The sequence below is a fragment of the Streptomyces sp. cg36 genome (genome assembly GCF_041080675.1).
Classification (GTDB): Bacteria; Actinomycetota; Actinomycetes; order Streptomycetales; family Streptomycetaceae; genus Streptomyces.
Genome location: NZ_CP163520.1, coordinates 660,716 through 674,009, shown reverse-complemented (window position 1 = coordinate 674,009; position 13,294 = coordinate 660,716). Strand labels below are relative to the sequence as shown.

Sequence of the window (13,294 nt, the reverse complement as noted above, 5' to 3'; positions counted from 1 at the left end):
GCCCGGTGCGGGTGTTTCCGGACACGCCACCCGCGGGTCGCGCCATGGCTTCGGCCGCGCGGCCCCGGGGCCGCACCCGACGGCAGGTGCGGGCGGCTACCCGGCCGAGGGGTCGTACCCGGCCGGGATCTCGTAGATCTTCCCGTTCACCCCGGCCCGGTAGAGCTTCCCGGCCGAGAAGCCCTGGGTGCCGTGGCCGTAGGTGATCTGGGTCGACAGATACATGCCCGACTGGACCGCGCAGAGCGCGCCGTCCTCGACGCGCCAGATCTGCCCCGCCGCATGCGTGGCGACCAGCGGGCGCCCCCGGCTGTCGAGGGTGAGGCCGTCGGGCAGGGCGAGGGCGTCCGCCGGGCCGGGGGAGACCCAGCGGCGGGGGTGCGCCGGGTCGTCGGCGGCGATCCGGTAGAGCCCGGGGGCGACGGTGGTCTGGATGACGTACACCTCGCTCCCGCCGGGCGCCACGGCGATCCCGTTCGGCTGCGGCACCCGGGCCCAGGCGGGGTCGACCCGGCCGTCGGGAGTGACCCGGCCGATGTTCCGGCCGCCCACCGTGGTGGTGTAGACGGTGCCGTCGGGCGCGAGGGCGACGCCGTCGATGCCGCCGAGCCCGGACGCGTACGTGCGGACGGCGCCCGAGTCCGGGTCCACCTCCAGCAGCCGGGACGTCGGGAAGGCGTCGCCGGTGAGGGAGTGGGCGATGTCGTTGCCGGTCCCGACGAGCAGCGAGCCGTCCGCGCGCACGACGATCCCGCCGTTGGCGCCGATGTCGCCGGTCAGGGCGACGGGTGTGCTCCCCGGCGCGTCGATGCGGTAGACGCGCCCGGTGAAGTAGGCCGTGACGAACATCCGGCCCTGCGCGTCGACGATGACCGACTCGACCCAGTCGGGCAGCTGCGCCACTTCGACCGGCTGCGCCGCGGACCCGGCGTCCGGGCAGGCCGGGGCCGCCTGCGCGGAGGCGGGCGCGAGGAAGGCCGCGGTCGCGGCGAGCGCGACCGCCGGCAGGGCGGCGCGGCGTGGCCGGTGTGCCCCGGGGTGGTGCCGTACGTGCGTGGGCCTCATCAATTCCCCTTCTGGCACTGGCTGGTTGGCGGATCCTGGATGAGGGATCCTCCAGTACGCGACGGGTGCGGCGACAGGCGGGGTGGGGTGCGGCGGCATTTCCGGCGGGCGGTTCGCTTGTGCTGGAGTGCGCTCCAAGTTCTACATTCGGCCGCATGAACAGCGCACCGAAGTCCGCATCCCCCTCCGCCGCCGACCGTTCCACCGCCGACGACCGCTTCGAGAACGGCCTTGAGCTGCTGCGCAAGGTCGGCGGCCGGGAGCAGCCCGCCGTGCTGGACGCCCTCGCCGACATCGCGCCCGACCTAGGCCGGATGACGGTGGCGTTCGCGTACGGGGAGCTGCTGGCGAACGACCGGCTCACCCTGGCCGAGCACCAGGTGGCCACCGTCGCCGCGCTCTGCGCGATGGGCACGGCGGCCCCGCAGCTGCGCTTCCACATCGACGGCGCGCTGAACGTCGGGGTGAGCCCGGCCGAGATCGTCGAGCTGCTGATCCACGCCTCCGTGTACGCGGGGATGCCCGCCGCGCTCAACGGCCTCGCCGTGGCGCGCGAGGCGTTCCGGGCGCGCCCCGAACTCGCCTACGAGCCCGCCGCGTCGGTCGAGCCCACCGGGCCGGGCGAGCGGCCCGACGCCGGTGACCGGTACGCGCGCGGGCTCGCCCGGCTGGCCGAGGTGGACGGGCACGCGGGTGACGCCGTGGTGACGTCCCTGCGGGACATCGCGCCCGATCTGGCGCGCTATCTCATCGAGTTCGTCTTCGGCGACATCTACTGCCGGCCCGGGATCGACCTCAAGCTCCGGGAACTGGCCAGCGTGGCCATGTGCACCGCCCTCGGCACCGCCGCCCCGCAGCTGCGGGTGCACGTCCACGGCCTGCTCAACGTCGGCGGCACCCGTGAGGAGGCCGTCGAGGTGATCACGCAGATGGCGGCCTACGCGGGCTTCCCCGCCGCGCTCAACGGCATCGCCGCCGCCCGCGAGGTGTTCGCGGAGCGGGACGCCTCGTGAGAGGTGGCGGGAACGGGGCGGGGGCGGGGCACACCCCGCCCCCGCCCGGCTTCCGTCAGCGCAGCACCGAGGAGAAGCTGTCCAGCTGGATCCACGTCACCGGGTTGGCGGCGAGCGGGCCGTAGACCATCACGCGGCCCGCGGTGTCCGCCTCGACGCGGGTGGCGTTGATGCCGGTGTTGTTGTTGCGCGGGCAGATGCCCCGGGTGGTCTTCGGCGGGCGGATGGCCACCGGGAGCGTGCCGAGCTGGGCGTCGGCCGTGAGGCTGCAGCCGACCGTACCGCGCAGCTGGAGGAACTCCGTGCCCGCGATGCCGACCACCCGGGCCTGCACGGGCGCCTGGGCGGTGATGCCCGCGGCGAGCGCGACGTCGCTCCAGTCCACCACCGTCACGACTCCGGCCGGTGCCGCGGCGGCGGGCGTCGCGGAGAGCAGGGGCGCGCCGACGGCGGCGGTGGGTACGGCGAGTGCGGTGGCGAGCAGGGAACGGCGGCTGGTGGAACGCGGGGACATGGCGGTTTCTCCGGAGGGCGAGGGGTGGTGGGGGCGCGGCGAGTGCGGCGCTGTCATCGCCAGGCGACCGAGACGCAGTCGAGGTCGATCCAGGTGATGGGGTTGTCGCCGGTGGCGCCGTACGCCCACAGCTCACCCAGGGCGTTCGCCTCGATCCGGCACACGCCGCGCCCGGTGTTCATGTTGCGCGGCACGTTCTGCCGGACGGTACGGGTGGGGAAGAGCCGCTGCGGCAGGGTGGCGATGAGGGCGTCGGCCGTGAGGGCGCACGTCACCGTGCCCCGCAGCTGGAGGTGGGTGGTCCCGGCGAGGGCGATGAGCCTGCCGCGCGGTGCCTGGGCGCCCGGCCTGACCCCGGCGGCGGGGGTGAGGTCCACCCAGTCGGAGAGCACCCGCACACCGTCGACCGCCGGAGCCGTCGGATACCAGCAGACGGTGACGTTGCGGCGCCCGGTGGTGCCGGGGACGGTGTCGCTGAAGCCGAACAGCAGCCGGGTCTCGCCGGTGGCCGGGTCGACCTCCACGGCGAGCCCCTCCGGCTCGCGCCGCGGCAGGCCGTCGGCGCCGGTCACCACCTGCGAGTCCAGCTTCTCCTTGGTGTCCAGGGAGTAGGAGGTGATGTACGCGGTCCCCGGGTAGGTGGTCGCCGGGTCCTTCTGCCACTGGTACACGTAGAGCACGCCGCCCAGCACGGTGTACCCCTGGAAGGTGAGGCCCGTCTCGGCGCCCGCGGGCAGCTGGAAGGTGCTCCCGACCTCCACCCACTCGCCCCGGCCGGCCTTCGCCAGGTCGTAGCGGGTGAAGCAGCGGACCTTGTCCCGGATGTGGACGATGGTCAGGACGTTGTTGGCGAAGTCCACCGAGGGGCCGGTGCTGCGCCCGCCGGGCGGCGTGAACTTCTTCTCCGGGGCCACGTCGGCCTGGTCCAGCGTGGCGCCGTCCACGAAGGCGAACCGTGTGACGGCGGTGCCGAAGCTGGTGCTCACCCCGTCGTTGGGCGACACCGGGCCGACCTCGGTCCACAGATACGTATCGGTCCCGACCGGCTCCGCGCCCATCGAGATGCCGTGTCCGAAGCCCTTGAGGTACATGCTGCCGGTGAGTCTGCCGCTCTGCCGGTCGATGCGGTTGAGGTACATGTTCCCGGCCGGGGTCATGGCGGCGCTCTCCATCTGGAGAACGAAGACGTGCCCGTTGACCGGGTCCGAGGCGAACGCCTGCGGCGCCGGGTTCTTCGTCAACGGCACGGTCTGGATGAGCCTGCCGGACACCCCGGACAGGTCTATCCCGTTGGTGTCTGTGATCGCCATGGTTCCCTCTCCCGCTGCCGGGAGTCCGATGCGCCCCCGCAGACCGAGATGGTACGCATGCGGCGAGGCGCGGTGCGCGGTGTACCCCCAGGTCAGGACGGTGTGTGTCCGTCCGGGTGGCCGCGCAGGTGGGCCGGGGTCCGGCTGATGCGCACCAGCCGTTCGAAGTCCACGGCGGCCCCCCGCAGCAGCAGGTCCACGACGTCGGCCGCCGAGGGACGGGCGGCGGTGTCACCGAGCAGGGCCCGCTGGTAGACCGAGGCGGCGAGCAGGTCGACCAGGACGTGCGGTGCCACGTCCGGGCGCAAGTCCCCCCGCCCCAGGGCGTGTTCGACGGCGGAGGTGGCCGCGCGCCTGCTGGGCAGTACGAGTACGTCCAGCAGTCTGCGGTGCAGCTCCGCGTCCCGCGAGCAGTCGGCGACGAGTGGTGCGAGCACCCCCCGGGGCAGCCGCTCGTGCAGCGCCTCGTCCAGCAGCTCGACGGTCTGCATGAGGTCGCAGCGGGTGCAGTTGTTGTCCGGGACGGGGGGGATGTCCAGGATCGAGGCCAGTGCGTCGATGAGGAGGTTCTGCCGCACCGGCCAGCGGCGGCGGATGGCCGCCTTGGTCGTCCCCGCCCGCGCGGCGACGGCCTCCAGGGCGAAGCCCGAGTAGCCGTCGGCGCGCAGGATGTCGAGGGTGGACGCGAGGACGGCTGCGTCGATCGCCGGGTCCCGGGGCCGTCCCGCCGCCGCGCTCACTCGGCGTCCTGCGGGTACCAGCGCAGCTCGACCGTGTTGCCCTCCGGGTCCTGGACGTAGACGGAGGTGGCGGAGCCGCGCGCGCCGAAGCGCGGCACGGGGCCCTCGGTGACGGTGAGGAGGCCCGCGTCGATGACCTCCTGCCAGTCGAGCGGTTCGACGACGAGGCAGATGTGGTCGACGTTGGACTCGCCGCGCGGCCGGTCGAACAGGTCGATGATGGTGTTCGCGTTGACCCGGACGGAGGGGAAGGGCACCTTCCCGGCCCGCCACTCCTCGACGCGGACCGGCTCCAGGCCGAGGGTGTCGGTGTAGAAGGCGAGGGCGCGCTCGACGTCCTGGACGTTGAGGACGAGGTGGTCGAAGTCCTTGACACGCAGCATGACCGTGAGCCTTTCGTCGAGTCCGATGGCGGCCGATCGAGATTTCGATTCGAACCGGATCGGATCGTAACAAGGAAAGTGGGGCCGGGGGAAGAGCCGAGGGGGATGTGGTTCGCGTGACGCGGCAGTGGGGTGAGGGGGTGTCATGGGAGGTGTGGGCAGGGAGGCTTTCCGGGCGGGGAGCGATGGCGCGTAAGGTGCCGGGATGATCGTGACACCCGAGGAGTTCACGCGGACCACCGTCGAGCGCGAGGGCGAGGCGGGATCGGCCTGGCTCGCGGAACTGCCGTTGATCGTCGATGAGTTGCTCGAAACGTGGGAGTGCGTGCCGGACGGTGACGTCACGCACGGCGGGGTCGGCGTCATCGTCCCCGTGCGGCGGCCGGCCGAAGGGGCCGCCGTGCTGAAGGTCTCCTTCCCGCACCCCGGCAACGTCCACGAACCCGACGCGTTCGAGGCATGGGGCGGGCGCGGCGCGGTCCGGCTGTACGAGCGGGACGACACGCGCTTCGCCATGCTGCTGGAGCGGGCGCTCCCCACGACGCTCGAACAGCTCGTGGACGGCGACGAGGTGGTGGCCGTCGCCGGGCGGCTGAGCCATCGGCTCGCCGTGCCCGCACCGGCCGCCCTGCCGCGGCTCGGCGACCGGGCGGACGACTGGGAGGCGGAGCTCCGCAAGGACGCCGACGAGCTGGCGCACGCCCTCTCGCCCCGGGTCCTGGACGCGGCCCTCGACACCGTACGCGACCTGGGCCGCGTCCAGCCCGACACCCTCGTCCACGGCGATCTGCACGCCCGCAACATCCTGCGCGCCGAGCGCGAACCGTGGCTGGCGGTCGACCCCAAGGGGTACGCGGGAGACCCCGCCCACGACGGCGGCACCCTGCTCAAGTCGCGCGCGCTCGCCCTCGTCGGGGCCGACGACCTGGGCAAGGCCGCCCACCGGGTGGTCGACGTGTTCGCCGAGGCGGCGCAGGTGGACCGCGAACGCGTCTGGCGCTGGTCCCAACTGCACGCCGTGCAGGCCGCGTTCTGGGCGCGCCGGCACGGCTTCCGCGGAGCCCGCGGCGGCCCCGAGCTGGAGTGGATCACCGCGTTCGCCGACCACCTGGCGACGCTGCTCACCGAAGCGGGCTGAGGGGCTGCCCATGAACCCCCGCCCGCGCCCCGCCCGTGGCCGGGCCCGTTCCCGATGCGATCATGGCCCTTTCCGGCACGGGGGAGCAGTACGGTGCACAAGCGCGAAGCGGCGATGCGCGACCATTTCCACGAGACGGCCACCCGGCGGGGCTTCGTCCTCGCCCCGGCCCAGCGGGCCGCCGTGGAGCGGCTGTCGCGGCTGGCGGGCGAACTCGCCCGGCCGGTCTGGACGTTTCCCAGACCACCCCGCGACCTGTACGTCTGGGGGCCGGTGGGCCGCGGCAAGAGCTGGCTGGTGGACACCTTCTACGAGGGCCTGCCGACCGGCCGCAAACGCCGTCTGCACTTCCACGACTTCTTCCGGCGCCTGCACGACGGAGTGGTCCGGCCGGGCGCCCGCCAGGACAAGCAGAGCGCCGTCGACAGCGCCCTGGACGAGCTGCTCGGGGACAGCAGGGTCCTGGTCTTCGACGAGTTCCACGCGCACGACGCGGGTGACGCGATGCTGATCGCCCGGCTCTTCCGCACCCTGCTCGACCGGCGCATCACCTTGGTCACCACGTCCAACCACCCGCCCGCCGGACTGATGCCGAATCCGCTCTACCACCACTTGTTCGAGCCGACCATCGCCCTCATCGAGGAGCGGATGGACGTCCTGGACGTCTCGGGCCCGGTGGACTTCCGCCGTCTCGCCGCGGCGCCGGGCGCGGGCGGAACCGGATTCGCGGCCGGACTGTGCCTGCCCGTCGGGGACGCCGGACCCCTGGCCCTCGGCCTTCCCGTCCCGACGCCCGCCGAGGCGGCCTCGGTCCCGGCCCATCTGCGGGAGCTGCCCGCCCGCGCGGTCCGCGGCGACCTCGTGTGGTTCGGCTTCGACGTGCTGTGCGAGACGCCGACGGCGGTGCCCGACTATCTGGCGCTCGCCGAGGTCTTCGGCACGCTCGTCCTGGACGGCCTGCCCCCGCTCGCCGAGGCGACCGCGGACGGCCGGCAGCGGTTCGCGAACCTCGTGGACGTCGCCTGCGACCGGGACCTGCGCCTGATCCTCATCGGCTCCGACCCCCTGACCGGCTACGCCGACGACCCCGCCGCGACGCGCGACGCCGACCGCACGGCGAGCCGCCTCGCCCTGCTCGGGCGGGCGGACCGGCCCGGGGGCGCGTGAGCCGGACGGACCGGCCCGCGCGCCCCCGGAGCGGTATCAGCCCCTGCCTCCCTTGCCTCCCTTTCCGCCCTTGCCCTTGTCCGGCTCACCGCGCTTGTTGGCGAGGCGGACGGTGACGCCGGTGGCGGCGTTGGACGCCGTCACCTGGTAGGGGCCGGTGACGGGGTTCCTCGGACGCTCGTACCCCTCGGGCACGGCCGTCTCCTGGAGGTAGTACGTGCCGAGCCGCAGGTCGCCGAAGACGCACCGGCCCGCGCCGCTGGTGGCGCACCCGGAGCCGACGGCCGAGTCCGGGTGGGTGCCCGTCATCTGGAGCCCGGGGACGCCGTTGGTCTCGTGCCACAGACGGAACACCGCGCCGCGCAGCGGGTCACCGCTCTGCTGGTCGGTCTTGGCGACCGTGATCGACCCCCTGGGCTCGGGCATGGCGTGCACCGTGTTGCGGGCGTCCACCGAGACGCCCTGGGCGGCGTTGGCCGGGGTGAGCACCAGCGGGCCGAAGACCGCCGGGGAGGGCAGGTCGTACCCGTCCGGCGCCTTGGTCTCGCGCCAGTAGTAGGTGCCCAGCGCGACCGTGCGGCGGCACAGCCCCGAGCCGTTGGTGGTGCAGGCGGCGCCCACGATGGTGTCGGCGCTGGCACCCGACGTCTGGAGTCCGGGGACGCCGTTGGTCTCGTGCCACAGCTCGAAGACCGCCCCGGACAGGAGCTTGCCCGTGGACGCGTCCTTCTTGACGACGCTGACGTCGCCCTCGGTGGGCTCCACCGGCCGGTGCCGGTTGTGGGCGGTCACCGTGACGCCCCGCTCCGCGTTGGCCTCGGTGAGGACCAGCGGGCCGAAGACGTCGGGGTTGGGCAGCAGGTAGTCCTGGGGCGCCCTGGTCTCCCGCCAGTAGTACGTGCCGACGGGCACCGTGCGCTCGCAGGTCCCTGCCGCCTCGGTGGTGCAGGCGGCGCCCACCTTGGTATCGGCGTCGGCACCCGACGTCTGGAGTCCGGGGACGCCGTTGGTCTCGTGCCACAGCTCGAAGACCGCGCCCGCCAGCGCCTTGCCGGTGGCCTCGTCCGTCTTGAGGACCTTGACCTTCCCCTCGGTGGGCACCGGTGTGCCGCAGTCGGGCAGGTCGCCCTCGAAGGGGTAGTTGTGGATCTCCTGGCCGCCGCCGCCCGAGGCCGGGCTGCTGTGGGTGAGGGACCCGGTGGTGAACATGCGCCCGTTCATGCCGGGCAGGGTCAGCGTCGTGGTGGACGCCTGGTTGCCGACGAGCACACTGCCCTGGAACTGGCCGGTGCCCTTCAGGTCGACCGACGTGGCGTCGGGGAAGTTCCACAGCAGCCGGTTGCGCAGCTTGTTGAAGTCGCTGGAGTCGTCGATCGTGCCGCTGTAGGTGTTGATGGTCCGCTGCGTACCGACCACGTTGATCAGGATGGTCGCCCCGTCCGGGATGTTCCGGAACGCGATGCCCTCCTGCCCGCCGGTGGCGCCCTGCATGTCGAAGTCCACGTTGAACACCTGGAGCTTCGAGGTGTTGTCACCGGTGAACAGCGTCTGCCCGCCCGAGTGGGTGGCGGTCCCGGTGGCGGGGCGCGGCCGGCCGTCCGGGTGCGCGTAGCACTGGCTGGCCGTGGTCAGCTCGCCGCGCAGCGCCCGGTAGGGCCGGGCCGCCTCCGCGTCGCGTTCGATCCGCTGGGCGAGGATCGTGCCGCTGACGGCGCCCGCGTGGCGTACGACGCCCTGTTCGGCGAGCAGCCGCTGTCCGGCGGCGACGGTGATGTCGCCCCCGGTGGTCAGCCAGTCGGCGCCGACCGGCGGCGCGACCCGGGAGCCGACCCCGGCCTCACCGACGTTGTAGATGCCGCTGACGCCCGCGGCCTTGTTCTGGTCGAACTTGCCGAGCACGACGACCCGGCCCTCGGCCTCGGCGGCCTTCTCGCGTACGAGGAAGTCACCGCCGACGTATACGTTGATGCCGTTGTCACGGAACCTGATCGGGTCGTTGTTGATGGGTGGGTACACCCCGTTGGGCGGACAGACGCCCGGCACGCATGGGCCGAGCCCGCCGGGCAGGGGTTTGGCGGCCAGCGCGGCCCTCGCGGCCGACATCGGCGAGGGCGTGCCGGGCGCGGCCGAGGCCGACGCGGGCAGGGCGCCCACCGACACCACGGCCGCGGTCAGCAGCAGCCTGAGCGCTCTCACGCCGGGGCGGACCTGGGAGACACGGAACACCGGAACAATCAGCTCCTCGAGCAGTCAGATGATCCCCCTTCGGGGTCAGCGTCACACGGGAGCGGCCGCAGCCCCCCGACCCGGCAGGTGTCGCAGGTGAAGACCACCGCAAAGGACCAGAGCCGCCCCCCGGCCCGGCCGCGCACAGCTCCATGCCGCGCGCGGCGACGGCCCCCGCGCGCCCCGTGAACGGTCCGCCCGGACGGCCCACGCTGACGGGGTGTCCGGTGCCGGCGCCGGGCGGCGGTGAGCCGAGCGGGTCCGGCCGCTCAGCCCGACGGCGCAGCCACCGGCGACGGCCAGGGGCCGGGCGGCAGCGGGGCGCGGCGGCCGGTGAAGTCCACCGTCGTCGCCTCTTCGCCGGCGCCCATCAGCCGCGCCTCCACCCGCCCCAGCGAACCCGTGCCGTCGACCCAGTAGGTGACGGGCGGGGCGGCCGGGTCGGCGGGCCCGGACGGCTCGGGGGCGCGCCTGCCCAGGCCGACCGACGGGCGCGCGGGCCGGGGTCCGGCGAACCGGGTGTAGGCCCGGCGCCCGATCCGGTCCTCGCCCAGCCACTTCGGCCCCGACCGCGCCAGCAGCTGGGCGTTCTCCGGGTGGTCGCTGCCCAGGGCCAGCACCAGCCGCAGGGCGCGGTCCAGCGGGTCGTGGGTGTAGGAGCGGTGGGACCAGCGGATCCGGCCGCCGGCCCGGGCCGACGCCTCCCCGGGGGAGACCGACACCGCGGCCGTGTCCCAGGCCAGCCTGCCTTCGTGGCCGAGCGCGCGGTAGCTGCCGGACGCGCGGTGGGCGGCGTAGTCGACGACCGCCTCCACACTGATGTCGGTGTCCGCCACGGGGACCCGCAGCCGGACGGCCGCCGGGCCGCTCTCGTACACCGACAGCCGTGCCAGCGACAGCCGCTGGGCCTCCGCCAGGGTCACCGGCCGGGCCCCGTCGTCGGCTCCGCACGCCGTCGTGCCCAGCAGCAGCCCGGCCGCGAGCAGCGCGGCGCACCCGCCGCGGCGCACGGCCCGGCGGTTCGGTTGTCCCATCACCGGCTCAGCACACCATCGGCCGCGCGGTACGAGCGGGTGTGACACGGCCGGGTCGGCCGTTCAGCCGCGCCCGGCCGGTCCGGGGCGGCACCCGGATGGCCCACACGCCGGGGCGGCGCGCGGCGTGCCGTGCTCGAATGGCCGCAGGGCGCCGGTACGGGACGCCGTCGCCGCAGGACAGCGACCTGGAGCCCGTCATGACCGCCCGCATACGCCGTTCCCGCCTGCCGATGCTCCTGGGCGCGCTCGCCGCCTGCGCGCTGGGCCTGGCCACTCCCGCCGCCGCGACCGCGCCCGCGGCTGCCGCGCCCGCGTGCACCGCCGACACCGGCCCGTACCAGTGGCAGTTGGAGCAGTACCTCCACCTGCCCGCCGACGGGCGCGAGTCGGCCGCCGACTGCGCCGCGATCCGCACCTTCCAGGAGCGCAACGGCATCAGCCCGGCGGACGGCTACGCCAGCCTGGCCACCTACCGCGCCACCTTGGTGGTCGAGGAGCGGCGCGCCCCCAACAAGGCGGGCAAGTGCCCGCGCCACGCGGGACGGCTGGTCTGCGTCGACCTCGGCCGCCAGTTGCTCTGGGTGCAGCGCGACGGCCGGGTGATCTATCCGGCGGTGGCGGTGCGCACCGGCCGCTGGGGCCAGCAGACCCGGGACGGCTGGCACGAGATCACCGAACGCCGTCTCGACGACTACTCGGAGCTCTACGACAACGCGCCCATGCCGTACGCCCAGTACTTCTCCGGCGGCCAGGCGTTCCACGGCGTGTACGGCGACCTCTTCAACGGCGGTGGCTCGGCGGGCTGCATCAACCTCCAGCTGGAGAACGCCCGGGTGCTGTGGAACACCGTCGACCTCGGCGACGCCGTCTTCATCTGGGGCCGCAAGCCCGCGACCTGACGCCCCGAAGGGCGGTCCGGGTGAACCGCTTCCGGCGTACGGCGCCCTCGTACTGACCGGACCTCACCAGTGGTCGCCACACCCCGACCACCTGCGCCCGCGCCGCCCGCGCGGACGGATCCGTGGACGTCACCGGGTCTGTCGCGAGGCACGTACCACCTGCGGGAGACGGCGGTCCCCGAGGGCTGCCGCCCGCCCGCCATCGACCGCTGACCGCGCTGACGCGCCGGCCATCGGCCGCTGACCACACATGCCCCCGGAGCGGGTTCGGCTCCGGGGGCATCGCGCTGCCCGCCGCCGGGGGCAGTCGCGGGAGGTGGTCGTGGGGGTCCGTGCGGTAGTGGGCCGGTCCGCCCCGTACGTCCCTATACGATCTTCACCTGTATGGACGCTACGACTCCGGGGCAGCGGACAAGCCCCCGGGAAACAGAGGTACTTCACATATGGCTGGAATCAAGCTCGCGCGTTCGGTGACCACGCTCGCCGCCACGGTGGCGCTCGTCGCCGGGAGCGCGGTGGCGGCGACGGGTGCGCAGGCCCAGGGCAACGACCCGGACCTCGCCGGGGTGCGGGACGGGCTGCAGCGCGTCCTTGACTCGGGGGCGCCGGGCGCGTTCGCGGTGATCCGGGACCACGGCAACCCCGAGCTCAACCGGACGCTCACCGCCGGCAAGGCCAACCTGGACGGCACGCCCATGAACGCCGACTGGCGCTTCCGGGTGGGCAGCAACAGCAAGATGTTCACGTCCGTGCTGGTGATGCGTCTCGTCGAACAGGGCCGCATGGACCTGGACAAGCCGCTGCGCGACTACCTGCCGGCCGGAACGGTCCCCGACAGCTGGGCGATCACGGCCCGTCAGGTCATGGAGCACCGCGCCGGTGTGTACGACCACACCAACGACCTGCTGGAGCAGGCCGGTGAGGAGACCACCGACGCCTTCGAGAAGCGCATCCGCAACAACGTCTACGATCCCAAGGACCTCGTGGCGATGTCGGTGAAGCACGGGCTGCAGTACACGCCGGGGACCAAGTACTCGTACTCGAACACCGACTTCTTCCTGATGGGCCTGGCGGTCGAGCACCTGACCGGACGCCCGTACGCCGATGTCCTGCGCGAGCAGATCTTCGAGCCGCTGAAGCTGCGGCAGACGTCGTTCACCGTGCCCACGAAGGCCATCGCGGGCGCACACGTCACCGGGTACCTGACCAACGACGACCGCAGCAAGCCGCTGCTCGACTCGACCGAGCAGACCGCGTCGTGGATCTGGGCCGCGGGCGGCGTGGTCTCCACCGCGCGCGACCTGGACCGCTTCATGACCACGGTGATGGCGGGCAGCTCCGGCGGGCTGGTCTCCGACGAGTCGCTGAAGCAGATGACCAGCGTCCTGCCGACGCCCACGGCCAAGGTCAGCTACGGCCTCGGGGTCCGCGAGATCGCTCTCACCTGCGGCAAGGTACTCGGCCACGGTGGCATCGTGCAGGGTTACCAGACGCAGACCTTCACCACCCGGGACGGCAAGCGCACGGTGGTGCTCTTCGCCAACGCCTCCAACAACGGCACGGTCACCCAGGCCCTGACCAACACCCTGGAGCCCGCGTTCTGCGGCAAGGCCCCGGCCCCCGCGCCCAAGCTGCGCCGCTCGCTGACCGGCGACGCGCAGTTGAACGGCAACGACGCGCGCTGGGTCCCCGCCGTGGACGACAGCCGCATCTGATCCGGCCGGACGTCCGAGGGGCCGGGCCGTCCGCGCGCCGAGCGCGGGCGGCCCGGAGCCGACGCTCCGTCCGCCGCCGGGGGCTCG

The 13,294-nt window shown here is 73.6% G+C and carries 12 protein-coding genes; 5 read left to right on the top strand and 7 right to left on the bottom strand.

Features of this window, described 5'->3' with window-relative positions:
- Positions 1 to 96: 96 nt before the first annotated feature.
- Positions 97 to 1,065: an SMP-30/gluconolactonase/LRE family protein gene (locus AB5J87_RS02995; RefSeq protein WP_369373591.1), complete on the bottom strand. Its 969-nt coding sequence runs from the start codon at positions 1,063 to 1,065 to the stop codon at positions 97 to 99.
- A 155-nt stretch (positions 1,066 to 1,220) separates the two neighbouring features.
- Here AB5J87_RS02995 and AB5J87_RS02990 point away from each other — a divergent pair, with 155 nt between their 5' ends.
- A complete protein-coding gene (locus AB5J87_RS02990; protein WP_369373589.1) occupies positions 1,221 to 2,078 on the top strand; it encodes a carboxymuconolactone decarboxylase family protein in 858 nt (285 codons plus the stop codon).
- A gap of 55 nt (positions 2,079 to 2,133) precedes the next feature.
- On the opposite strand, the gene AB5J87_RS02985 is transcribed toward AB5J87_RS02990, so the two are convergent.
- The 4 genes from AB5J87_RS02985 to AB5J87_RS02970 form a co-directional block, all read right to left on the bottom strand.
- The gene (locus tag AB5J87_RS02985) at positions 2,134 to 2,592 is read right to left on the bottom strand and encodes a hypothetical protein (RefSeq protein ID WP_369373587.1); all 459 of its coding nucleotides are present in this window, start codon (positions 2,590 to 2,592) and stop codon (positions 2,134 to 2,136) included.
- A 53-nt stretch (positions 2,593 to 2,645) separates the two neighbouring features.
- Complete coding sequence (locus AB5J87_RS02980) at positions 2,646 to 3,902, bottom strand: hypothetical protein (RefSeq protein ID WP_369373585.1); 1,257 nt, start codon at positions 3,900 to 3,902, stop codon at positions 2,646 to 2,648.
- A 92-nt stretch (positions 3,903 to 3,994) separates the two neighbouring features.
- The gene (locus tag AB5J87_RS02975) at positions 3,995 to 4,642 is read right to left on the bottom strand and encodes a TetR/AcrR family transcriptional regulator C-terminal ligand-binding domain-containing protein (protein WP_369373583.1); all 648 of its coding nucleotides are present in this window, start codon (positions 4,640 to 4,642) and stop codon (positions 3,995 to 3,997) included.
- Positions 4,639 to 5,025: a VOC family protein gene (locus AB5J87_RS02970; RefSeq protein WP_369373581.1), complete on the bottom strand. Its 387-nt coding sequence runs from the start codon at positions 5,023 to 5,025 to the stop codon at positions 4,639 to 4,641. The genes AB5J87_RS02975 and AB5J87_RS02970 overlap by 4 nt, the downstream gene beginning before the upstream one ends.
- Before the next feature lie 205 nt (positions 5,026 to 5,230).
- Between AB5J87_RS02970 and AB5J87_RS02965 the strand changes: the two genes are divergently transcribed.
- Both AB5J87_RS02965 and zapE read left to right on the top strand, forming a co-directional pair.
- Complete coding sequence (locus tag AB5J87_RS02965; protein ID WP_369373579.1) at positions 5,231 to 6,163, top strand: aminoglycoside phosphotransferase family protein; 933 nt, start codon at positions 5,231 to 5,233, stop codon at positions 6,161 to 6,163.
- A gap of 93 nt (positions 6,164 to 6,256) precedes the next feature.
- A complete protein-coding gene (zapE, locus tag AB5J87_RS02960) occupies positions 6,257 to 7,330 on the top strand; it encodes a cell division protein ZapE (RefSeq protein WP_369373577.1) in 1,074 nt (357 codons plus the stop codon).
- Between the two features lie 36 nt (positions 7,331 to 7,366).
- Here the strand turns inward: zapE and AB5J87_RS02955 are convergent, their stop codons facing one another.
- Positions 7,367 to 9,526: a choice-of-anchor A family protein gene (locus AB5J87_RS02955; protein WP_369373575.1), complete on the bottom strand. Its 2,160-nt coding sequence runs from the start codon at positions 9,524 to 9,526 to the stop codon at positions 7,367 to 7,369.
- Positions 9,527 to 9,825: 299 nt separating this feature from the next.
- Positions 9,826 to 10,590 carry a hypothetical protein gene (locus tag AB5J87_RS02950; protein ID WP_369373573.1) on the bottom strand — a complete coding sequence of 255 codons (765 nt, stop codon included), beginning with the start codon at positions 10,588 to 10,590 and terminating at the stop codon, positions 9,826 to 9,828.
- 200 nt (positions 10,591 to 10,790) lie between these two features.
- Here AB5J87_RS02950 and AB5J87_RS02945 point away from each other — a divergent pair, with 200 nt between their 5' ends.
- The gene (locus tag AB5J87_RS02945) at positions 10,791 to 11,492 is read left to right on the top strand and encodes a L,D-transpeptidase family protein (protein WP_369373571.1); all 702 of its coding nucleotides are present in this window, start codon (positions 10,791 to 10,793) and stop codon (positions 11,490 to 11,492) included.
- 443 nt (positions 11,493 to 11,935) lie between these two features.
- Positions 11,936 to 13,207, top strand: a complete 1,272-nt coding sequence (locus tag AB5J87_RS02940; protein ID WP_369373569.1) for a serine hydrolase domain-containing protein — start codon at positions 11,936 to 11,938, stop codon at positions 13,205 to 13,207.
- Positions 13,208 to 13,294: the final 87 nt, after the last annotated feature.

Excerpts from the sequence above, each read along its gene's own strand:
- AB5J87_RS02995 (WP_369373591.1), bottom strand. The coding sequence starts at position 1,065 with ATGAGGCCCACGCACGTACGGCACCACCCCGGGGCACACCGGCCACGC.
- AB5J87_RS02990 (WP_369373589.1), top strand. The coding sequence starts at position 1,221 with ATGAACAGCGCACCGAAGTCCGCATCCCCCTCCGCCGCCGACCGTTCC.
- AB5J87_RS02985 (WP_369373587.1), bottom strand. The coding sequence starts at position 2,592 with ATGTCCCCGCGTTCCACCAGCCGCCGTTCCCTGCTCGCCACCGCACTC.
- AB5J87_RS02980 (WP_369373585.1), bottom strand. The coding sequence starts at position 3,902 with ATGGCGATCACAGACACCAACGGGATAGACCTGTCCGGGGTGTCCGGC.
- AB5J87_RS02970 (WP_369373581.1), bottom strand. The coding sequence starts at position 5,025 with ATGCTGCGTGTCAAGGACTTCGACCACCTCGTCCTCAACGTCCAGGAC.
- AB5J87_RS02965 (WP_369373579.1), top strand. The coding sequence starts at position 5,231 with ATGATCGTGACACCCGAGGAGTTCACGCGGACCACCGTCGAGCGCGAG.
- AB5J87_RS02950 (WP_369373573.1), bottom strand. The coding sequence starts at position 10,590 with ATGGGACAACCGAACCGCCGGGCCGTGCGCCGCGGCGGGTGCGCCGCG.
- AB5J87_RS02945 (WP_369373571.1), top strand. The coding sequence starts at position 10,791 with ATGACCGCCCGCATACGCCGTTCCCGCCTGCCGATGCTCCTGGGCGCG.
- AB5J87_RS02940 (WP_369373569.1), top strand. The coding sequence starts at position 11,936 with ATGGCTGGAATCAAGCTCGCGCGTTCGGTGACCACGCTCGCCGCCACG.